Raw genomic sequence first — 22,340 nt, 5'->3', positions numbered from 1 at the left:
AGAAATTGGTCAAAAGTCATTTCAATTCTCCTCGTAATGTCAACCATTGGTTGTTTAAAAAAATCTTGTCCCCAATAAGTAATTTAGGATCCTGAATCAAAAAACCACTTAATTCTGATTTCTTATTAGGTCCAATCACTGAACATTTCCAAATATTTCGGCTATCCCCTTCAAGGTGCTGTCTACGGTGTATGCCTAGAGTTTGGAAACGCTTCTGTAGTAACTCCCATGATGCCGTATCAGTGCGCTTCACTACATCTCTCAAATATATCTTAAATATACTTGGCGTAACAAGAAATAGATGATCCTCTACCTTATGTATTACTGCATTTGGACGGTTCACAAAAAGACTACCTGAAATAATTCCAGCCTTTATCCAATCAATGAATTTTAGTGGATCTAACTCTGGGTTAGTATCATATTGCTCATTCGATATGTCTATATCTGTATTGGCTTTGGACACATTGGTTTTTGTTACTCTAGCTTTCTTTGAACTACCCTCTGATTTCAATTTTTGTTGTGGTCTTTGTTGCTCTGCTACTGTTTCATTATTAATAGTGGCAGCATCTATTACTGGCTCAATTATTACTGAAGTCTGATTTACTGACTCAGTATTTATACTTTCAATACCTGACACAGGGAACATATCTAGGACAAATTCTAAGGATGTATCTGTATTGATATTTTCTACTGGTTGTGATGTATGTTTAATCGCTATTCCACTCAACATCTCTACATTTTCTACTATAGGCGATTCAAAATCTGCCCCAGAGGATTCGGCTTGTGGAATATCTTCCATAATTGACACTGATTGATTAATATTTGGATCAATCTCACTATTGTTTTGTGTTGTTAAAGGTGGGGATGTTACATCCATATGAAGTAGTTCATTACCCCCTTGTGAGTCAACATTACCATTAAATTCAACTCTACCTTCAAATAGCGTTGGGCGATCATCAATACTTTCCCAAACTATATGGGCAGGTATTCTCAATAATGAAAAAGGCTTATCGTGTGTCCAGCCTTGATTAGAAGTTACTTTACAACTCCAAATCGCTTTTCCATCAGAAGTAATATCAATCAACTTATGCGTTTGTAACTCATCAAATAACTTCCCATTTTGACTAGGCACTGCAATGCCTTGTTTTATCAAAACAGCTCGAATATTATCAGCAGTGCTTTTACTCATTACCCATAGTCCATCATGCGTTAGCCAACCATCGCATCCTCCTTGTTGGGTATTGAATTTGTAGTTCTCAATAACCTGGCGTAAAGCAATTAATAATTGTTTGGCAAAAGACATTTGAGGTTTTTCTGCTAGCTTATTAGGATCACCGCCTAAAGCCATCGTAACACTAATTTGATCTGCTTTTTGTATAATTTCAGACAGAATCCCTGATTTATCAGTATGACCAGCAACAAAATACATTAGATCAGAGAAAGCCTTAGGAAACGGGGCAATCCAATCAAATGCTGATTTAGGGATAAGTAAGTTGGCAAAAAAACCACCTAACGCAGGGTGTAAATCATAATTTCTACCTTTTATATAACGAAAGTTATATGGCTGTTTTGGTATACCTTGCCAGGGAAACCATCTACTTCCATCCCTTAAAACAACTTCAATATCAACAGCACATTTGCCAATATCGTGTAGTAGTGCCGCATAAATAACAACTGCAGTCCACACATCTCGTTGCTTAGATTGTTCTTCAGGAATCGCATTCTGAGGCAGAATATAACTTTGTCTTAATTTTGCTGCTATAGATATGACTTCCAGACCGTGATCGAGCATTCCACCTATATGAGAATGATGGTGAGATTCTGATGCGGGCAATAACTGAACCATTTCAGCATACTTCTCTATTGGCTCCCTATAAAAAGTCTTAAACATTTCAGGCGTCATAGACACATTTTGCCAAATAGTCGATAAGTATTGCTGTCTAAGTGGTGTATTTAATAATTCTGCTGCAGGTAATGGTTGATGCCATCCTTCTGTAATTTCCTTAGTTTTAGACTCTGATATGTCTGATTTAGGTTTTTTGACAAGTTTTCTTATAATATTCAGCATAATATGTAATAGATGAAATAATCATTAATTCATTAAAACAAGTTTTAATGGGTGAAAAAAGAATAAATTAGTGAAACTAATTTATTAGTTCCTATAATACTGGTAATTCTCAAATATAGAGGTAAATCTGATGCGAAACTTTTTTAAACAAAGACCTTTTTTACGCAAAGTTTTAATACACTTCAAATATGAAGCCTTAGAAAGAGAAATGTTACAAGAATTACTCCAAACTGACTCCTTCAAGGTTAATATGAAAACTATTGGATTGGGATATAGGCGATTCTTTTGGAAACACTTGAGTAAACATTGCATTGAATGGCGTTTCCGTAAAAATGAAGGTATGGGTAGTTCATCTCGTAAAGATGAATTGGCACAGTTATTCAACAAATTAAGCTATGCACACACATATCCTAACCATAGGTTGGAATTACAAACTATCAACAACATTTCATCATCCAAATCTGATTTACTAGCAATAAATAGCCTAGATGAACTTGTTATTACCAATAGCCAAGATTTAATTCCTGAAATTACATTGGAGTGGCTCAACAAAAATTTATCTCATTACGAGAGTAAAATTTTCCACTGTAATGACCAAAATGTAACTTGTGATTTATGGAGCAGAGAATTCACTTGGCATAACGAGGGCGGTAGCCATCATTTCTGTGCTGCACGATATATTGCTAGATTGTTACAAAAACAAATTCCACTTACAGTTACATTAGAAGTGAATGGTATAGATGAGAAAGTTTATAACGAATTATTCAGCAAATATGAGGTTTTCTTAGTTTCTACCTCTGATGCAGATAAGAATAATCGCTTGCAGGATATACTTCTTAATCTAAGAATAACTTTTATATCAATTCCACTTGATTTCAATTACAACTCGGTAGATGAAACAGCAAGGAATTCAAAACTAATTGCTTTCTACAAAGATGATGTTAAAGCTAGAAGTATTGTTGAACTATTTAAACAATGTGAAATGCTAGACTGTAAAGAGTATTTCTCTGGGTTATTGGGTAAACAAACAGACAATCTCAATGATCTTAAAGAAATTTTGGAATTACAAGAAAAACAATTATACTAATAACATAAAGCATAAAGCCCCTAGTTGTGACACTAGAGGCTTTACTATCATCTTGTGCTAAAAGGGGTCCGAGCCTACTAATAAACATTAGTTTCTCATCTTCACATCCTTAAAGTCGGGGCTAATTCTATATCAATACCTAGATAGGTGCAACAAAAAAAAATGACAATTAAGTTAAATATTACGCATATTGAACCATTTATATCAACAGAACGTTGTGAAACATTCAAAGAACAGTATCCAAATCAATATACAGATAAAATGGATGCAGAAGATATCTTACGAATTGAGGAACACAATAAAGAGAAAGCATTACAGTTATATATCTGGAACAATCAGATGGCAGGTGCATTGCTATCACTCTTAGGTTTCTACGAAGTTGTCCTTAGAAATGCAATAATGAAAGTTATTGATTATAAGTATTACCCTTACAGTATCTTTAATAACCAGTTTATCTTTTCATTAAGTATGTCTACAGCTGAAAATTTCATCGAAACTATTAACTCATTGATTCCAAGTACACAAGAACCATATACATTAATAAATAACACAACGGGAACTCGAAATAATAAAGTCAATATTAGCGGTATTCCGAAAGGCAAAGTGGTTGCTAAAATGAATTTCGGCTTTTGGGAAGATCTACTTACAAAAAAACATAGCTCTCTATGGAAATATAATTACAAAAAGGCGTTTCCATATATGAATTCATCAGATACAATTGAAAAAGTGTACGATATAACTACATCATTAAGAAAACTTAGAAATCGGGTATGCCATAATGAGCCTATTTTTAAAAACAACATTGAACAAACAATAAAAGATATTAGGACTGTTTTGGGATATGTAGATCCAATATTAATCAATACTATCAATTTGTTAACTCCTTATCTATATAGTTTAGTACAAGAACGTTTTAAACAAGCCCTTTAGCCCTTTTTAAAGGCCCTTTCGGGTAGGGCCGCTCCGCCCTGCGGAGCGGTTTACCCTTGCCCCTTCTCCCCTTATAAAGCCTTTTCCCTTTATGAGTTTCCAGTTTTACTCATCGGATAAATCAGAGTCACCATAATCATAATATTCAATGACTTCATCAGTATCATTGTTTTCGGGTGTAATGTAAAAATCACTTTCTTCACTTTCTTCTGATCCGATTATTGTAGTTGGACGCTCATTTTCCCCATCTGGTAGAAATTGCCAAAAGTTACAAACCAACTCACCATCTTCATCACGCTCCCAAATACCTCCATAGTTATATTCAGAGTACATCGGATCAGCGTGACATAACGGCAACACATTTGCTTCAGCTAATGTTAAATCTGCCCATAACATTACAGAAAGTATACGTAGAATATTCCGAATCATTTTTTACAGCCATCAAGAAATTTTTTTCAGTGTTTTTAAATTTTTAGACTGCTTCAACCAAAAACTATAAATATTTTGCTAAGACTTAATTATTTTGAATTTCTGTGGGTTGTTGCAAAATGGGTACGGTCATTAGGGTATAGATAAATAACCCTATCAGATAAGTACTAAATGCTAGGGGTATATAGAAAGAATATAGACTTAAATGCCAGTGGCACAATTCACAGAGTTAAATGAAGGTAGTAAATGCTGACAGCAAGAATTTATATGAGAGTCTCTACGGATCAGCAAGATTTACAGCGACAGGAAAAACTTATCGAGGATACTCGAACTAAGGGATTTTATGTTGCAGCTGTTTATAGAGAAAAAATTTCTGGTGTGACTGAATGGGAGCAACGACCCGAATTGTATAGATTGATTGGTGATTTACAGCCAAACGATATTGTTGTTGCAGAAAGTATTGATCGACTAACAAGGTTGGAGCCGAAGAAAGCATTGGAGCTTATTGATGCTATTAGAGCTAAAGGGGCAAAAATACAAGTGCCAGAGGTATTTGATTTTGAAACAATATCAAAGGATTTAGGTCACTCATCGGAGAATTTTGACCCTGGCTTTCTTATGTCTGACTTATTCATAGCAATGCAAAATATGTTTTTTAAGTTGGCAGTTAGTATTGCACACGATGACTATCGCAAAAGAAAAATAAGGCAGCATCAAGGAATTGAATTAGCTAAACAGCAAGGGCGATATCGTGGTCGGCAGCCAAATGTAGAATTGCATAAGTCGATTATCCAGCATCGTAAGAATGGTATTTCAATAACTAAAACAGCAAAGGCTTTGAATGTTAGCGAAAGTACGGTTCAGCGTGTGTGGAGAAAGTTTAAAGATAACCAAAAGTATTAACTTTTGAATAAGGGGAAAATTATGGATATTTTGCTAATTGCCAAAATTTTTCTTTATATCGCTATTGGGAGTGCCTTATCATTTTTTTGATGGGAGATTTTGGGTGACTAAATCAGAAATACAACAACTGGAAGCGGAAATTCGCTGGGAGTTGAGATGAGATTATGGCGATATTTATTATGAAAGCCATGATGAAGAAATGAATATCCTTATTCAAGAAACTATCAGTGAATATTTATTGGAAAACACAGTTGAAAATATAAAATAATTTAGCCACCTTATTTCTAAGGTGGCTACTGTTTGTTAGTAAAATATTAGCTCATTATCATCAATAAGATAATGGGATTATATTAACTGCTGACGGACTGCTTCTTGATATACAAATGGGCTTCTAGCTCGTAATCCCGTGTCTGTAATTTCATTCCTTAAATATGCTGCATAGTGTTCCAGTCTTGCATTACATAAATCTTTATCATTTAATTTTAAGCGACTTATTGTCGAATCAAGCAAGCTCTTTATTGAAAGTGGATAGATATCATCGTAATAAAGTTCCCCTGTTGAAAAATCTAGCATAAATGTATTTATAGAGGGTAATTTTGTGGGGTCAATAACATCTAAATAATTGCCCTTTCTGCTATTTGCCTTAATAGATGAATATCTAAAATTTTCCCATTCATATGCTAAATGTGGGTATTTAGATTTAGGTAAATAATGATCTACAGTTTCTCCACCTGTAGCTCTTTCAATGAAAATTCCATAATAGCAACAAATGCCCTTATAAATCCTATTCAAGCCAGGTAAACATTTTACCCAATAGTCTCTATAATCTGCAGGTTTCGCATTTGGATGCTTTCTTAGCCATTGCTCTCCAGGTTGTCTAACTGTTATATCAAAATCAGTTGGTTCTTGAACTATAGATATCTTCAACACGCTTCAAGTATCCTTTCTTCTCGCAAATAGAACGCCAATAAAATAAAAACGGATCTGTGGGTTCTAGTGCATTGGCTAGCTTTTCTCTCATATTTTCTATTTGTTCGTTGGTTGGTCGCATATTTCTCCTAGAACTAATTAATTCTCTCGCCTCATCAATAAGTTGTTCATATTCTAGTGCATAACTCGATTGTAGGTTAAATGCTTCACTTTCTAACCAATTATTTACACTTCCTAATTTAGTAAATGGTTCTTGCCTTACTTCAATTTTTCCTTCCAGCAAATCAAAATCAATCCACAAATCTTGTGCTTTTTTAAATAAAGGCTCCAATGAAGCCATTATCAGAGGTGAATGTGTTGCCGTGACCAATTGGGTTGTTGCATTTTTAGATAAATCAGTCATTACTTTTAATATTGCAGGGATAATCTGCCTCTGCCATTTAGGGTGTAGATGGGCTTCTACTTCATCAATCAGAAAAGTAATTTGGTTAGTTGGTGTTTCTCCGATTAATTCAGCGTTCTCGCAGTGTTTTTTCCAAGCATGGACTAAAAAATAAGCTAAGGCGACTATTCGTTTTATTCCTGAGGAAGCGTGAGGAAGTAACACCTCCTGCCCATATGTTGTTTTTATAGTTGGATAAAGACGGTCGTCATCTAATGAAAATCGACGAAGTTTTCCTAGGACTAAGGGTTCTTCCCTAGTAGATAGTGATTTTAAGACAGATTGAAGCTGTAGAAAATACTCAGAGTTGCCAGATTGCCATAAAGCCCAATCGTACAATAATCCAGAGAAACGCTCTTTACCATTTTCACCAGCTGCACCTTCCCAAATCTCTAATTGAGAGTAAACATAGGCAGCAGGTCTAGATTTATCATTCATTCCCGAATCGTGATTAGATTCCCATATGTTGCGCCAATAATTTCTTGCTGGGTCCCATAAAGCAAAGCTTCCATCACTCATTGAGTAAATCACTAATCCAGGATTGATAGGTCTACCTGCTTTGCCAACCCAAATTTCATCTCTAGGAGAATAAGTTGCTTCGTAACTCTTTTCTCGTTGTGTTTTCCCTAAGAGAGAAAATCTAATTTCTGCGGGATTTTTTAAATCTATCGGTTTTGCTACATAACCATTTTGAATCTTTGGGTTGATATTTTGTGGCCAACTTCTTGTTAAAGACCACCACATAATATCAAGTAAAAATGACTTACCTAAACCATTATCTCCAGTAAGAATATTAAGACGGTTACCTAATTCCAAGTCTAGGTTAGGCATGGGTCCAACATTAACTAACTTTAACGATTTGATCATGTTTCCCTCAGTTTCTAATCAATAATTCTTGTAAAGCCTAGAAGTCAGTATATCAAAATATTTTGTGACAAAATAATAAATAATCAATAAGTTTTGACTTTTCAATTAGAAAAAAACGACACTTTGGTCGCTTTCTGTATAGTTAATAAAAAACACCATCTCTAAGGCTCATAAATACCGCACCAAGAAAATCATAGTATTTTTGCGTTAAGACACCACTGTTATTGATAGTAACCATCTAAGTTATTACCATAAGAATTCCTCATCAAAAACGTCCTCGGCAAATCTCTCAATATCATCCTCATCTATATAGATTTTGCTACATTAGCCATCTAAATTTGCAATATATTTACCTGCAAACCACATACCAGGCTCAAAAAATGAGAGGGTAAATTCAATATGAGGTAATGCTACACATAATGATTTAAACCAAGCGTGGGGAGGTTTCCACGGTGTATCAAATAAACAGAAAATGCTATCTTCTTCAAAAATAACTTCGCAGTTATCGGGATTAACATTACATTTACATCCCCAATTTCGAAGGGACCAGTCATACCAGTCCTTATAGCCATATTGTTTTATGTTTGATAAATACTGCTCTCCAAGCACTAAATCTAGCCACAACATTTGTTGCTCATCAGGACGTGTTTTAAGCCATTGAATAAAACTCCCAATGTTCCAACGTTGGCGTTTTACTTTGGCATAAATACGATCAACTTGTGATGGGTTAATGTAGTGTCTAAGCAACCAACGATCAATTCGCTTATTTTTTGAGAGCGTGAGAAAACGCATCGCTTTATCACAACTGCTACCACTTTCAATATAAAGAGAGCTAGGCATCGGCACAATGAGACTAAAATCTAATAACCATTGTCTATTATCACTTTGGGTAAATAGTTTGGTTTTAACTCGCTCAATCTGTTCTGGAGGGCAAGTGACCTGTAGTTTATTTTGACACCAATTTGGCATAATGTACTCCTAAATATAATGGGGGTACATTTGCCTTGGGGCAATGTACCCCAAGGGTTAAAAGATAATGCGACACTAATAACGTGCCACATTGAGTTTAAAAGGTGCTATTTTTTCGATTCTTTCAATGCTTTATGACGCTCTTCTTGCTCTTTTAATAAGCTATTAGCCCAAATAACAAGTGCAACACCGACAAAAGCAATAAACCAAAGACCTATTGTTAATCCCATTTTGTTTTCTCCTTATCAATAAATTGACGGATTTTTCTAGCTGCTAGTAAGAAGCCATAGGTTATCACCAATAAAGCGATAATATTCCCAACTTTGATACTAAGTGCGTAATTACTGTAAATCATCGGTGGAATTGCAATAAATGCAACTTTACCGACATCATCACAGAATTTAGACCAAGATTCAAGTGTTGAAAGCTCAATGGGTCGTCTAAACAAGTTTAAGTTAAACATTGTGTTCTCCATTTAAGTCAATAAAAGGGATACACAATGCCCACAGGGATTGAATATCCCTATGGGAAGACTGATTAATACCAGCCAAATTGTGGAATCACAGTTTCAATTGCTCCGTGTTTACCAACACATTTGTGTTTTTCCCGAAACAATCGAATGGCATTACGACGAGAATAGAATAAAAAACGTTCTTTATGTCGTATCCCATTACCATCTCTACCGATAATGAGCCAATTATTATGTCTGCGAGGTATAGTATTCATAGTATTCTCCAAAATGAGGGAGATACACTATGCCCTAGGGGAATAGGTATCCCCTAGGGAAATGCCTTTCGGCAATGATTAGTTATGCTGCATTAAGGCGTTCATATTGTTGCATCACTTTAAGTGTATCCAACATATAATCACACGCTTCACGAGCTTTACCCGATGCACGGAATATTGCTCGTTTATCCTCTTTTAATACCTTAATCCAGCTTTCAATATAACTTGCATTTTGTGGTACCGTATCAAAGCCAAGATAAGCACATAAAAATGCGCCGCCCATTTCAGCAACAAGTTCTTCAAATGCATAAATATCGTTACCGAATTTGGCTTTACCTGAAGTAATGCCTTCTCGATTGAGACGATCTTTATGCCCTGTCGAATGGGTCATCTCGTGTAAAAGGACACTGTAAAATCCCTCTTCTGAGTTGAATTGTTTCATCTCAGGCATCACTACAGTATCTACTTTGGGATGATAAAACGCTTTATTGCTCGGTTTCACCTCAACGGTTAAATTAATACCTTCAACAATTTGTCTAATCTCTGCAAATTTTTGATATTGCTGTTCAGGCTGAGATTGTGTTTCGTCAATTACATCATAATACTGAGCAGGTAAATTTTCACACTGTTCAATATTGAAGAGATAATGGTTTTTGATAAATGAAAAACGCACCATTTCTGGATTGCCTTGATCATCTAAGACAACATTACCATCTTCATCGAGTTTTTCTTTCTCAACAGGATTGTAATTAACTACTAGTGTAGCTTTCTCACCTTTGCGAATACGAGCCCCTAGATCGTTTGCCGCTTTCATCGTAATCCATTTAGATTGACGATATCCATTTTCAGCCGCAGCAAGCCACAGTAATAGCACATTTACACCATTATAATAACGGTTAGAAATCGCATTACGAGGTAAAGTTAATTTACTCTCTGTATTCGACCACGGTTTTAACCAAGGTGCAGTTCCTGTCTCAAGAGCCATAACGATTCTATCGGTTATGTTTTGGTATAGATCAAATTTAGTATTTTGTTGTGTAGTTTGATTATTCATAACGTGTTCTCCAAAGAAAAAGGGAACACGCATTCCCCATTAGGGACGGTATTCCCTATGGGGGTAGAAAACTGTTGCTTGGCAATCAGTTAGTTGACTGTATAAGGTTGTGAACTTTGAGTTTTTCTCATCAGCTGTGCTTGACGGCTAATTAAACCATCATCTGCTCTTGCTGCTTTAATAGCTTCTCGAATAAGAATTTGGCGATAACCTCTTAGAGATTTATCTTTAGGATCATATGTTAATGAACCAAAGTAATCCTCTCCTAAAGCAATTCCTGTTTTCTTATCCAATACCTGAGCATAAACATTAACGAAACGAACTCGTCCTTTTAAGGCTTCGCCACAAAGGGTTTCAATATTTTCAAAATCACAATCGTACATATGGGTTTCAAAATGATGATCGTAAAATGGAAGTGGATCAGTTATTAATTCGACTCGATAATTTTTCGTTTCAAATTTATAAGCTACCTCTGATTCATAAGGCGTAGCCTCAATAATTTGATACCCCTCGCTTTCTAAGCGTTTAGATAGGTCTCGAATATATTCTTCTAAATCAGTGATAAAATCATTCCATAGAGCTTGGTATTTATACACATTATCTGCAGAAAAATACCATTCCTTTTTAGCCTCTACATCATAAAAGAAACTGAGATTTTCAGCTTGTGGAGCATCAATCTCCATCGTGTTGAAATGGGCGTAACGATATCCAAATTGATTGCGATAGATTACAATCTTATGGTAATAATTTTCCCAATCTAAAATAGATTTCAATAGTCTCTCAAACATACGTTGTTTACGTTTTTGCTCTGGGTAGATTTTTTTAAATAAATCATTCCAATAGCTAGAATACAACGTACCATAAAATGCTACGCCATCACCTTGACAATAACTCAGAGACCAATTGATCTCAAGGTTATCAGGCAGGCCAGCATTAACTAATTGAGAGTTAAAATAAGTGGTTAAAATTTTCATTGTGTTTCTCCAAATAAAAATGGGGAAACACGTCCACGAGGAAATGTTTCCCCGTGGGATGATTAAAAACCTAATCAAATAATCCGATTGATTAGGTTTTTAGTGTAAAAATGAATGGTTGATTATCTTTTAGTCTCTTTTTTCCAGTCCCTAGTGATAATGTCCCAGTTTGCCCAATAGACAAGACCGACAAAGATCCCTGCAACTAAAGCTAATGAGCCTAATACAGCAATAACAAACTGTACTGGTGTCATAAGTTTTTCTCCTCTCCTATGTTATGTTCTTCTAGATGTATTACTGGTTAATACACTCAATCTTTTCTGCAGCATAGATACATAGATGTCCCATTATCCACATAAATAGACCTATTGCAATAATGACCCCACCTTCAGATGCCGAGACATCGTCAGATAAAATAATCATACCAGTCACACCTGCACCAACCAGTGATCCCCCTTGCCTTAAGTCATCACCAATACGTGATAGCACTTTGGGATTTAACTTATACAAAAAGTTCTTATATTTACCCATTATTGCCTCCTCTAGAAACTAATAATGAGCCATTTTCCTGCTCGGTAACTGTAAAGAATCGAAAATGTAAACCGTTCTGTTTTGGCATTTTATGCAAAAACCTTACCGTTTTTTCAAGCGGTTCACGATTTTTCCACGCATTTAATGCACTCTCTGTTAATTCAGATAAACAATCAGGTTTTTCTTTCCAGTTCTTTGGAAGAACATCTCCAATAGCGGAGAATAAAATGTTAATTTTTTTTGGCATTTTTCATTCCTTTAAATAAAAAAGGGGAAATGCCGCCCCATCGGGAAAAACATTTCCCCAATGGGTTAATAATTATTTTGTTAAAAGGAAGAACGCTCCCACAGCTCCGATACAAAATGATACCAGAGTGAGAATAAACGAAATCCAAAACCAACGTTTTTGACGTTGGCTAAGCTCTTGTTCAAATTCTTCCGCTTGTGCTTCAAGGTGAGAAAATATTTCAGCTTGAAGTTGTTCATCTTCTTCTGCAATACGTTGATTGATACCTTGGGTCATCTCTAGGTATTTTTTCGTTGCGAATTTTTTTGTCGAAACCGCAATACCGCCGAGTTTATTTCCCAATTTATTGAAGATAGATTTTGGTTGAGATTCAAATGGATCAAATAAATCCAAATTTTGAGTACGTGAATTGCTCATAAAGAGTTCTCCATTGATGTTAAAAAAACGTTCAAGGAGAAATTACCCACAGGGAATAATTTTTCCCTGAACAGGTTGGATGTGTAAAGTATGCGTTCCCGAATACTCGGAGTCCTTTTCAGAACGCTGAGGAACATTTGAGAGTTTGAGTCACTTTACCACCGTAAAGCGTAGTCTTGTAGACTCAGACTACCTGCTTTGCTATCCACGATAGCTAAAGTTAAGCCTATTATTATTGATTAGTATAAATGCACAATTAAAAAGTCTTTTCCCGCAATAGATAGTTTTTTCAAGCAAAAAATTATCCAAATTTTAAACAGATTTATCCCTACCATTTTTTCCATCAAATTTTTAAGGTAATGCTGAAAAATTCTCATTAGGAGAGATTATGCGTTACACCAAAACTCTTGCTCTGACATTATTCTCACCAATGATTTGGGCAACCCCACTACCATCTGATGTTAGTGTGACTGTGTTCACCACACAGAATTACCTTATTCAAGATTCTACGCTTGCTCATCACATTTATTATCTTGATGCCGTAGAAAATATTGAAGAAGGGCAAGGAGATGTATTTAGTACGATTCCTGAAAAAGCAGCTGAACAAGCTAAAAAATGGTTACATAGCCCCCAAGGTAAAAAATTTCAGAGCGATTTACAACAAGCATACATAGGTATTATTGAGGGATGGAAACTAGGGGTAATGAAAGTACCAGCTATAGTCTTTCAGCATAGTCGTAAAGAGCCAATGGTTGTATATGGAAGTACTGACATAAATAAAGCCATTCTGATTTATAAAAATGCTTCGGAGTAGATATGTTTTCTAAAAAGATTCATCACTTTTATTCTTATCTTATATTAAGTTGTTCACTCCCACTATATCTCACACCTAGTACTACGCAAGCCATCGGAAATGAGATAAATGGAGCAACGATAGCTAGTGCAATTGGTGATAACTCGTGTATGAACTATCAAGTGGTTGGAGTGTGTTTTTGGCTCAAATGTACCTATTGGAAATGTAGCGTAAAAACCTCGACTAAAATTTCTCACTTCATTCCTGAAGTGGTTGTGTCTACATATAATCACGATAATCATAGCCCCTGGACAGAAGTACAACAGCTAAATAAGGGAGCAATGGGGGGGCAACATCAAACACCAAGTAAGATGTATACACAATATACATTCAAAAATGGGGAGGCTATTGGTCATCCAGGCGGATTTGTTTTACAAGCAATTGGTAGTAGTGGATACACTTGTGAAAGTCAAACAACAGGATATGTACCTTATTTTCTGAGCAGCTTAGATTTCTTTGCTTGGAACCTCGGTATGCCAGAAATGTTTTATCCTGAATCAACTACTCCTACGATGAGGGAAGTTAAAGCAAATGGAGACTTATGGGGAAACATCTATCCAAGATCAGGTAGTGTTACTCAAACTCACGACTATAAAGCAGCGGCAGTCGTAGCACAACGCATCGCTGATATTATCAGTCGTAATGGTCAATTACATATTTACTACCCACTGACAAAGAAAAATAGTCGTGATGGTAAGTGGTATCCTAAAGAGGTTGAGGAAGGTAATAAAAAGACACATAGATGGCAAATGTTAAGCCCTAAAACAGAAAATAGTTGTTCTATTTTCCCTGATGGAGGCGCGTCTAGTACCTATAGTGACAAACTCTCAAGTAAAGAAAATTACAGCTGGGCACTATGGAGACCTTACGCTTGTTGTAAAAAACGTGGACAGGTCTTTCTAGGTAATACTGATTGGATTAGCACACATACTCAATAGATATAAACGAGGAATACTATGAAATTAAAGACAAAATTACATACGCTTACAGTTTGTCTGACAATTGGTTTTGCTTGTACATACAGCCAAGCTAATACAGATTACGTTCAAGGAACAGTTCTTTCTGACAAAGTATTTTATCAAATAGGTGGTGGTTCAGCTGTAATGCCCCCACCTAGTCGCAGACGTCCTAATGAGCTAGCCTTAGGCTTTGGTTGGAAATCAAATTTAACTTGCGGTAATTTCGATATTAAAACAACGGTAAAAAACCAATTAAATGGAATTACGGAGGGATTTAAAGATCTCTATAGCAACGTTATTCAATCAGCAACAGGAGCTGTAGCAAGCTTGCCAGCAATGATCATTCAACGGGCTAATCCCCAATTATATGATTTACTATCTAATGGTATGTACCAAGCCAAACTCGATTTTGACTCACTTAAAACTAGCTGTGAGGAAATGTCTGAAAAACTAGCTGACTATGTAATGGATAGTAAATGGGCTAAAGCTGCTGGTTTAGAAAACTACAAAGATATTACCGCTAATGAACCAGACGCTAAAAAAGCTAAAAAGCAGTTAGAAAAAGAACAGGGAGAAAAAGGGATTACTTGGATAGGTGGTGAAAAACATGGAGGTAAAGGGCAAAAGCCCATTGAGATTCTCAAAGATGTTATTAGTGCTGGATTTAATATGTCTGTTGGGCGTAAAGCAACCGAGAAAAGTGCCATCACGCAATGTGACGGACGTTTATGTACAGAATGGACATCACCAGAAGATGCTGCAGAATATGGGCGTAAAATTCTAGGTGATAGGACGCTAACCACCTGTGATGATTGCGGAGCCCCTACCAAATCTCAACCTGGTACAGGACTTGCTCCAGAGATAGAATCTAGAACCATTGAAAAAATGAAAAAACTGGAAGAAACCCTTAATGCTAATACTATTACCGCAGAACAACTAAACTCATTAAGTACATCAACTATTGCTGTAACTCGAGGTTTAATCGAATCGTTACGGGAATCTCCTGACGCTACAATTTTAGGTGCTCGTTTGGCACAAGAATTAGCCATATCACACGAGCTTGAAAAAGCCTTAGTTCTACGTCGAGTTATTCTAGTTGGGATGAAAGAACCAAATGTAGCATCTAATGAAGAAGCTCAAAAAGATCTTGAAGTCTCATTAAAAAGGCTTGATCAAGAGATTGAACAAATTAGAATGGAAATGGATCTGCAAAAATTTATTTCAACGAATACAGCTATTGCCATTATTAATAACCGTGTATCTGAGCAACAACAAGTACTAGATAGTAATGCCTCTGATAATGGAAAGCTGTTAGGTCATTTATCTGAGCTTGCAGGTAGTGATGCCCTAGATAATAGTAACCAAGGTGGATTTAGTGCGAAGGATACTTACATTTACTTACCAATTCCCGAATCGTCTGGTGGTCTAGGACATTTGAATGGCAAGTATTCCGTTGGAAATAATATATCTAATACAAGCTCTAATACAAACCTATCTCCATCATTACAAAAATTCCAATCTAAAGACGCATATGCCGATGGAAGAGCTACAATATACCGAACTTCAGATGGCAAACTTGTTAAAAGAGAAGGTGGTACTTTAGCTTGGAGAAATAATAACCCTGGTAATATCAGAATGAGTGATTGGGCAAAAGCTAATGGTGCTATTGGAGTTGGCCCTAGCGGTTTCGCTATATTCCCTACTCCCGAAATTGGTAAGCAAGCAATAGTTAATTTATTGAAAGAGGGCAAGTATTATCGTAATAATACTATTGAAGGAGCAATATCTAGATATGCACCTCCATCCGAAAATAATACCGCCGCTTATATTTCTTTTGTTACAAATAAATTAGGCTTGCCTGCTAGTACAAAAATGAGTAGTCTAACTGATAATCAACGAGCAGTTATTGTTGATGCAATAACAAAAAAAGAGGGTTGGAAAGAAGGTACAACAACCAATATTAATTAGGAGAGTAACACTATGAGAAAATTGCTAGTTTCTTTATTTTTACTGGGTTCATTCGGAACAGTATCATTTGCAATGAATCCCAATAAGGTAGAATACGATACTCCAGTAACGCTACAAGGTACAATTCAAAAAGAAAATGGCTATCCCATGCTTCTACTTACCAAGCCTATTTCTACTGTATTAGGGACTGATTCAGATGGAACATATAGCCCTGTAGAACGAGCACAGAAAATACAAATTGTATGGACAAAAGAAAAGCTTCCCCTCGGTTGCGTTGAAGTTAAAGGGCAACTATTTGGAGCTCATACAGCGCATCATAAAACAGATGTGTTAATTGAGTTAGAGTCCTATAAAAAGTGTAAGTAAATAGCCTAGGTTACGATAGGTAATCACTACTACTTCTAGTTATTACCTATCACTAAAATTATACTTTATGAGGTGAAATATGCCAATTAAGGATAAATTAACTAAATTAAAAAATCGTTATAGTGAGCTTCTTGCAGAAACTCAAGAAAGTAATAACACTTGGGGAGATGAATTTTACGATGAGAAGGCAGCTCAAGAATCTTGGGAATGCGCTAAAACATTTATGGTAAGCTGTGTTTCTAAGGTAACTCTTGAACTGGCGTCAAGATTTTTGAGTCGCAGTTCATCTCGTATATATGATGATTCTAAAGACGGTTGGGAGAATGGTTATTCTGGTTTTGGATTCTACGTAAATGGGGTCAAAGTTGACGATGATGACGATTTTTAATAGAAAAAGGCGTAGTTCGTAGTTTATACCAGCTACGCCTGATTATGACTAAATTACTTTATTGTTTTATCAACAACCTTTTGAGTTCCATCTTGAACACCCTTGACACCAGCGTTTATTAGATTATTTAACCCATTTCCTGCTTTCAATCCCGCCCAACCCAGCATCAAAAACCATAATGTTGGCAATACAAGAAACATTGTGGCAACAACCAGTTTTAAGATACCATCATCCGCATCATTCATTATGCCAGCAAAATTAAATTTTGAATGAGTATCACTGTTATAGAGTGTTTCCAACATCCAAGTATCAATCCAACGAGCTAATTCCCACCAGAATGAGAGGAAGAAGAAAGAAAACTGAGCAAATGTAAGTGTCACAATCGCTTTCACACTATATCCACTGAATATTGTGACTAATGGAATACCGATAACCACTGCGAGTAATATCAGTCCTTGTACCATTGGTAATGCCTGTTTGATCGTATCAAATGCGGGAGCTAATAATGCACCGCCTGCCGTTGCACCTAAAGCACCGGCTCCAAAAGTAACAAACCCTGGTACATTCTCTAATATATCTGGACTATTCCAGAATTGACTACTCGCACCATATCCACCATATACACGACCAGAAGAAACCGCAATATTCTGTGGACTTACTAATCTGCGTATAACTAAATCAGTATAATCTCCGTCACTTTTCCATATTTTTTGAATCTTGGTAAGTGTATCAGGATTGACCTGTTCCAGTAATCGAGATTTGAGTCCAACACTACTGTCTGTCCACCATTCTCGACACGATGGAAACCCTCCATTTCCTGTATTGGGTAGTCCTACATCTCTATTAGGATCATATGCCCAATGTGTTCTTGGTAATTTTGAGCGATAAATATCATAGAATCCAGGGGTATTAATAAATAACGTTGAGCCAATCCAGTCAATATCCCGAGATTGTACCTCATCTAACTCTATTTGCTGACGTTTTACTTTGGCTCTTGCAGGAATAAAGCATTGCTCTACAAAATCTTGTATTTCTCTTCGTAACACAGGATTTGTGATTTGAGTATTTTGCACTTCAAAACGAATCTGACGTAAGTCAGGTTTACAAGGTATTGCCGCTATCGCACCGTGGGTGATTCCTTTACCTAAACTATATGTAAATGCCCACCAAATAGGTAATACTGCATTTTTTCCGCTTAGTTCTGACGATATTCCCGCAATGGTTGTATCTTGAGGTTTATAAACAGATACCCCACACTCTTTCATTCGCTCTGTATTGAGTTGCAAGGTGGAATAAGAGACTTTGAATACAGGTAAGCAAGTGAAGATAATAACTAACAAACTGAGATAAATACTGTTCTCAATTCTTGTCGCTAGTAATCGCCCTTTATTACCTTCATCATCCCCTTCTTCTCGAACTTTGAGGAACAAACTAGCAATATTAAATAAGAATGGTAATGCAAAGACGCCTGTGTGCGTCAATAAATCCCATAATTCATTATGGATAACCCAAGCTGATAGTGTGAGAAAAAACTCAAAATAGGTATCTACGGTCAATGAAATATCCATTATTCCCCCAGTAATTGTGCAAGGTTAATTGATTCAATGACTAACACACTAATAATTGCAGCCTTAACCAATCTTTTATATTCAGACGGTATGTTACCTTTGGTACGTCGATAAATATAGAACAATAAGAAAGCGCCTAAGCCATAAATAACAAAGCGAATGAATAGCCAAATGAGCCAATGAGTACGAACACTACTTACTAAACTTTCGATTTTTACCCCATATTGCAATGCAATATAAGCAAACAAGAATATGATCAAAAGAAATAACACTGACATAGTGATAACTTTAATACTGGATAATAATACCTTTATCACATTACTGTTCGTTTTTTCAACACCACTCAAAATAGCCACCTATAATAAATAAAATCAATACACTAGCTAATTCATTCAACAGTTTCACACTGACTTATCCACAACAGACGTGCATAATTTATGTTTAACATATTGAACGAACCAATAAGCATCGGTTGCATCACTCAAATTAATGTGTAATCGTGAAAGTATTTCTGGAATTTCAGGGAATTCTATATATCCTGAAAGTTCAATCGTAAGGTAAAACTGTCCTAGCTCCCCATCAAAACGTACTTTAAGATAGTTAACTCGATTTACCCGATAAGGATGCAAATGAAAGGATTGTACCTGTCCTAATTTCTGCTTTAGCGCCATAATAATCATCTGCATAGGCTCGTTATAGACCGATGACAGATATTTTTGGATTTCATCCACTTCGATAGATGAAGATGAAATCGTAAATAAGGAATGTTGTTTCATTAATACCTCTTTTGCTTTACAACAGTGATCATAGAGAACATTTTTAAGCTGCAATACCTCTTGCTTGGTCAATATTCGCAGCAACTTTAATTGCAGCATCAAGCTCAGAGATATTGAACTCTCTCATCAATGCTGCTCGCTCCGCTTTTTCCTCTGGCTCAGTCATTGCTAATGCTAAATATAAACTCGGTGGCACAACTCTAAATAATGCTTCCATTTTGCTTGATAACACAACGCCTTCAGTATATTTACGGTTTTCCTTACGGACAGATGTCACCAGAAATATCTGCTCTGGTGTAAGTTGTTTAAATCGGCTGACTTGTTCAACCTCATCTTTTTCAAGACATAGCAACTCCCACCATTCAAGCATTGAAAGCAATTTCGATGCATCACCAGGGAAGTCTTTCAAGTTTTGGGTAGCCAACCATAGCCAAATACCCAATTTACGCCACATCTTACCAGCCTTAGTCAAGAAACGAGCAAGCATTGCATTGACTGTAATAATGTGAGCCTCATCGGTAATATTCACAATGGGTCGCCCAGAAAATTGGTGTTTCTCACCTAATGAATTGATATGGTTGATTAATGAAATATACGCAATGGCCAACTGAGCTTCATATCCCTCTCGAGCTAAAGTTGCTAAGTCGACAAGGGTAATATCTGCATCTGGCCAAATTTCACCCTCTCGGTTAAAGAGTTCTGCTTCAAAACTACCAGGCAAACAAAACATTCCGATGGCTTCACCCATTTCATAAGCTCGAGTACGACGAGCCTCTGGTAATGATTCATCTTGACTTAAATCATAGAATGCATCACGAATATCCTGAGTAAGTGTGGTACGGCCAGCCTCATATGTCTTTTGTGCAGCTAATAAAATCGCTTTACGGATCATTGCCTTATCAGGACGAGTGAGTTTTTCATCTTCCTTAACTTCCCCACCTGTAATCATTAAGCGAGCGGCAATCTCCATTTCCCCAAGAATATCACGTTGATCATCACCTTCCTCTTCATCTACATTTTCTTTGATAGGGGAGTCTTCTAAATTGTTACTTTGAATTTCTTTTAATAACTCACTTTGTGTTTTAGACAACTCAGGATCTGCAACTAGGCGATGGCAATCAGCAAATAAAGGTAGTGACACACCTCCACCAGGTTTCAATGTGATTCGGTTAACCGTCAAACCGTAACGTTCAGCATATTCTGACATTAAACCAAAAGAGTTCCCTGCTTCAATAACGAATAGCCTTGGGCGATGTATAGCCATTAGCTGTGCAATTTTACCATTCAGCGTTGCAGACTTACCTGCTCCTGTTGGTCCAAGGATTAGGCAATGACCACTTTTAGCCCTATCATCTTTATTAAGAGGATCAAAATCTAAAGGGGCACCACCTCGATTAAAATAAGTGATACCAGGATGACGAGTACCTGTTGCACGTCCAAATACAGGTAATAAATTTGCAATATGTTGTACAAAATTGAATTTTGTATAAAGATTATTGCGATCTTCAGCAGGATTAAAACACATTGGCAACCAACGGATATAACTACTTAATGGAGCTATTTCCATTCCTTCTTTAACCGCAATTAGCCCTGTAGATTGTAATGTTGTACGTAAACGACGAGAGCGTCTTTTTAATTCATCAGGCGTTTTAGCTCTCACATAAAAGGCAAGTGAGGAGCGATATAACTTATGCTTATCTTTCAAATATTCTTTGACTCGTTCACAGTCTTTTTTGGCATAGATGGATTCTGTATTTTCCCCTAAAGCACCATCACTAATTCCTTGAATGTGAGTTTCAAGTAAATCCTGTGGATAGACTACAATAGTAGATACCATCACAGTATTTTCAGGTAATAAATCAAATAAACTATTAACATTGTCGCCACGTTTCACTTCCCCTGTCAGATGACCAACTTCGGGAGATCGACGTAATGAATCAACAACAATGACTTCGTGCGGGCAGTCATCAAAATACCAATAACTTCCCTCTGTTTTGGGTGTGTCAACCAATAGTGTTTCAGAGAAATCATTCATTAAGTAGAGATCATCGGGCTTGCCTGTTTCTTTAATTGTATAATGGCAAGTCTTATAGAATTCCTCGGGATTTTCATAATCTCTAGGAGAAGGATTAAACCAACGTAAAAGCCACTGATGGATTGTATTGCCATCTAATCGTTTAGAGCGAATACCTGCACCTAACAGAGAATTAGTGACACTATCACAGGTTGCATTCAGATCTTCCAATGCTTGATCTAAAGCGATATGTTTTTCAACATAACGGTAAACTACCATTCGAGTACGACGCTGTTGCCCTCTCCATTGTGTCCCTGTTACTGCCTTATCTTCAAATAATCCACCTGGTTTAGATACATCTTTTAAGTGCTTGCTCATAATACTGAGCCACTGTTCTGTGAATTCTGAGCCTTGAGCATTGGGTTTTACATAACTACGTAAAATATCTTCATACTCCATAGACATCTCATCATCTTGACAATAAAACTGCACAACCCAAGGTGAACTATCTAATTCAGCAAAACTATCTTGAATGGCATTACAAACTTGTGTTCTGACGTTCGCTAAGTAGTCAGCGGAACGACCTTCTGTCCCGATAACGCCTAATTCAAATACTGCACCAACAGAACGACCATCTTCAAGTAGTAAGGCTTTATGTTCATCTAAAAACTCGACCCAAGGTAATTTGTCAACAAATGATGGTTGAGCTTGATACTGGTATAAATGTTCTTTACGAGTGTAATTACCTTGTCGTTTTAAGAACATTGGAGTAGATTTTTCCTCCATAGCCTTGCTCTCATTTAACAATATGACACTTTCAGATAAAGGCTCTTTTATTGCTGTTCTAGACTTCCCGAATAATCGTCCAAACATA

The 22,340-nt window shown here is 36.4% G+C and carries 26 protein-coding genes; 8 read left to right on the top strand and 18 right to left on the bottom strand.

Translation table 11 applies throughout. The features are described from left to right. Positions 1-16: 16 nt before the first annotated feature. Complete coding sequence (mobH, locus tag A1D26_RS02770; protein WP_157402569.1) at positions 17-2,068, bottom strand: MobH family relaxase; 2,052 nt, start codon at positions 2,066-2,068, stop codon at positions 17-19. Between the two features lie 130 nt (positions 2,069-2,198). On the opposite strand from mobH, the gene A1D26_RS02765 reads away from it, so the two are divergent. Both A1D26_RS02765 and A1D26_RS02760 read left to right on the top strand, forming a co-directional pair. Continuing rightward, positions 2,199-3,155 (top strand): DUF6685 family protein, encoded by a 957-nt coding sequence (locus A1D26_RS02765; RefSeq protein ID WP_157402568.1) that lies wholly within the window; start codon positions 2,199-2,201, stop codon positions 3,153-3,155. Positions 3,156-3,302: 147 nt separating this feature from the next. Further along, positions 3,303-4,085, top strand: coding sequence for an Abi family protein (locus tag A1D26_RS02760; protein ID WP_198303067.1), 783 nt, complete (start codon positions 3,303-3,305; stop codon positions 4,083-4,085). Positions 4,086-4,190: 105 nt separating this feature from the next. Here A1D26_RS02760 and A1D26_RS02755 read toward each other — a convergent pair whose 3' ends face one another. Beyond that, positions 4,191-4,481 (bottom strand): hypothetical protein, encoded by a 291-nt coding sequence (locus tag A1D26_RS02755; protein ID WP_198303058.1) that lies wholly within the window; start codon positions 4,479-4,481, stop codon positions 4,191-4,193. A 279-nt stretch (positions 4,482-4,760) separates the two neighbouring features. On the opposite strand from A1D26_RS02755, the gene A1D26_RS02750 reads away from it, so the two are divergent. After that, positions 4,761-5,417, top strand: a complete 657-nt coding sequence (locus A1D26_RS02750) for a recombinase family protein (protein WP_157402565.1) — start codon at positions 4,761-4,763, stop codon at positions 5,415-5,417. A 345-nt stretch (positions 5,418-5,762) separates the two neighbouring features. On the opposite strand, the gene A1D26_RS02745 is transcribed toward A1D26_RS02750, so the two are convergent. The 12 genes from A1D26_RS02745 to A1D26_RS02700 all read right to left on the bottom strand — a co-directional run bounded on the left by A1D26_RS02745 (position 5,763) and on the right by A1D26_RS02700 (position 12,574). Continuing rightward, positions 5,763-6,347, bottom strand: coding sequence for an HNH endonuclease family protein (locus A1D26_RS02745; protein ID WP_157402564.1), 585 nt, complete (start codon positions 6,345-6,347; stop codon positions 5,763-5,765). Further along, positions 6,313-7,656 carry an AAA family ATPase gene (locus A1D26_RS02740; RefSeq protein ID WP_157402563.1) on the bottom strand — a complete coding sequence of 448 codons (1,344 nt, stop codon included), beginning with the start codon at positions 7,654-7,656 and terminating at the stop codon, positions 6,313-6,315. The genes A1D26_RS02745 and A1D26_RS02740 overlap by 35 nt, the downstream gene beginning before the upstream one ends. Before the next feature lie 324 nt (positions 7,657-7,980). Continuing rightward, positions 7,981-8,625 (bottom strand): DUF1281 family ferredoxin-like fold protein, encoded by a 645-nt coding sequence (locus tag A1D26_RS02735; RefSeq protein ID WP_232516789.1) that lies wholly within the window; start codon positions 8,623-8,625, stop codon positions 7,981-7,983. A gap of 107 nt (positions 8,626-8,732) precedes the next feature. Continuing rightward, the gene (locus A1D26_RS09670; protein WP_262508700.1) at positions 8,733-8,855 is read right to left on the bottom strand and encodes a hypothetical protein; all 123 of its coding nucleotides are present in this window, start codon (positions 8,853-8,855) and stop codon (positions 8,733-8,735) included. Continuing rightward, positions 8,846-9,088: a hypothetical protein gene (locus A1D26_RS02730; protein ID WP_157402562.1), complete on the bottom strand. Its 243-nt coding sequence runs from the start codon at positions 9,086-9,088 to the stop codon at positions 8,846-8,848. Before A1D26_RS02730 ends, A1D26_RS09670 begins: the two co-directional genes overlap by 10 nt. Positions 9,089-9,162: 74 nt before the next feature. Then, positions 9,163-9,351: a hypothetical protein gene (locus A1D26_RS02725; RefSeq protein WP_157402561.1), complete on the bottom strand. Its 189-nt coding sequence runs from the start codon at positions 9,349-9,351 to the stop codon at positions 9,163-9,165. A gap of 82 nt (positions 9,352-9,433) precedes the next feature. Further along, positions 9,434-10,405 carry an ArdC family protein gene (locus A1D26_RS02720; protein ID WP_157402560.1) on the bottom strand — a complete coding sequence of 324 codons (972 nt, stop codon included), beginning with the start codon at positions 10,403-10,405 and terminating at the stop codon, positions 9,434-9,436. An 89-nt stretch (positions 10,406-10,494) separates the two neighbouring features. Continuing rightward, a complete protein-coding gene (locus tag A1D26_RS02715; protein WP_198303056.1) occupies positions 10,495-11,379 on the bottom strand; it encodes a hypothetical protein in 885 nt (294 codons plus the stop codon). A 122-nt stretch (positions 11,380-11,501) separates the two neighbouring features. Further along, a complete protein-coding gene (locus A1D26_RS09665) occupies positions 11,502-11,633 on the bottom strand; it encodes a hypothetical protein (protein WP_262508701.1) in 132 nt (43 codons plus the stop codon). 40 nt (positions 11,634-11,673) lie between these two features. Continuing rightward, the gene (locus A1D26_RS02710; RefSeq protein ID WP_157402559.1) at positions 11,674-11,910 is read right to left on the bottom strand and encodes a hypothetical protein; all 237 of its coding nucleotides are present in this window, start codon (positions 11,908-11,910) and stop codon (positions 11,674-11,676) included. Further along, complete coding sequence (locus A1D26_RS02705) at positions 11,903-12,157, bottom strand: hemophilus-specific protein (RefSeq protein ID WP_157402558.1); 255 nt, start codon at positions 12,155-12,157, stop codon at positions 11,903-11,905. Before A1D26_RS02705 ends, A1D26_RS02710 begins: the two co-directional genes overlap by 8 nt. Positions 12,158-12,229: 72 nt before the next feature. Continuing rightward, the gene (locus A1D26_RS02700; protein ID WP_157402557.1) at positions 12,230-12,574 is read right to left on the bottom strand and encodes a hypothetical protein; all 345 of its coding nucleotides are present in this window, start codon (positions 12,572-12,574) and stop codon (positions 12,230-12,232) included. A gap of 388 nt (positions 12,575-12,962) precedes the next feature. Between A1D26_RS02700 and A1D26_RS02695 the strand changes: the two genes are divergently transcribed. The 5 genes from A1D26_RS02695 to A1D26_RS02675 all read left to right on the top strand — a co-directional run bounded on the left by A1D26_RS02695 (position 12,963) and on the right by A1D26_RS02675 (position 17,108). Beyond that, entirely contained in the window at positions 12,963-13,388 is a 426-nt protein-coding gene (locus tag A1D26_RS02695) for a TIGR03757 family integrating conjugative element protein (protein ID WP_157402556.1), read from the top strand. Positions 13,389-13,390: 2 nt separating this feature from the next. After that, positions 13,391-14,365, top strand: a complete 975-nt coding sequence (locus A1D26_RS02690) for a TIGR03756 family integrating conjugative element protein (RefSeq protein ID WP_157402555.1) — start codon at positions 13,391-13,393, stop codon at positions 14,363-14,365. Positions 14,366-14,383: 18 nt separating this feature from the next. Then, complete coding sequence (locus A1D26_RS02685) at positions 14,384-16,354, top strand: integrating conjugative element protein (protein ID WP_157402554.1); 1,971 nt, start codon at positions 14,384-14,386, stop codon at positions 16,352-16,354. Between the two features lie 12 nt (positions 16,355-16,366). After that, entirely contained in the window at positions 16,367-16,720 is a 354-nt protein-coding gene (locus A1D26_RS02680; RefSeq protein WP_157402553.1) for a DUF4431 domain-containing protein, read from the top strand. A gap of 79 nt (positions 16,721-16,799) precedes the next feature. Beyond that, positions 16,800-17,108 (top strand): hypothetical protein, encoded by a 309-nt coding sequence (locus tag A1D26_RS02675; RefSeq protein WP_157402552.1) that lies wholly within the window; start codon positions 16,800-16,802, stop codon positions 17,106-17,108. A 53-nt stretch (positions 17,109-17,161) separates the two neighbouring features. Here A1D26_RS02675 and A1D26_RS02670 read toward each other — a convergent pair whose 3' ends face one another. The 4 genes from A1D26_RS02670 to A1D26_RS02655 are packed head-to-tail and all read right to left on the bottom strand — an operon-like array spanning position 17,162 to position 22,339. After that, a complete protein-coding gene (locus A1D26_RS02670) occupies positions 17,162-18,676 on the bottom strand; it encodes a conjugal transfer protein TraG N-terminal domain-containing protein (RefSeq protein ID WP_157402551.1) in 1,515 nt (504 codons plus the stop codon). Continuing rightward, positions 18,676-19,023, bottom strand: a complete 348-nt coding sequence (locus tag A1D26_RS02665) for a hypothetical protein (RefSeq protein WP_157402550.1) — start codon at positions 19,021-19,023, stop codon at positions 18,676-18,678. The genes A1D26_RS02670 and A1D26_RS02665 overlap by 1 nt, the downstream gene beginning before the upstream one ends. Before the next feature lie 54 nt (positions 19,024-19,077). Beyond that, on the bottom strand, positions 19,078-19,452 hold the full coding sequence (locus tag A1D26_RS02660) for a hypothetical protein (protein ID WP_157402549.1): 375 nt from the start codon (positions 19,450-19,452) through the stop codon (positions 19,078-19,080). Between the two features lie 43 nt (positions 19,453-19,495). Continuing rightward, the gene (locus A1D26_RS02655) at positions 19,496-22,339 is read right to left on the bottom strand and encodes a conjugative transfer ATPase (RefSeq protein WP_232516788.1); all 2,844 of its coding nucleotides are present in this window, start codon (positions 22,337-22,339) and stop codon (positions 19,496-19,498) included. Between the last annotated feature and the right edge of the window lies 1 nt (position 22,340).

The organism is Ursidibacter maritimus, from assembly GCF_009761395.1.
Taxonomy (GTDB): Bacteria; Pseudomonadota; Gammaproteobacteria; order Enterobacterales; family Pasteurellaceae; genus Ursidibacter; species Ursidibacter maritimus.
This window is presented reverse-complemented; position numbering and strand designations above follow the sequence as displayed.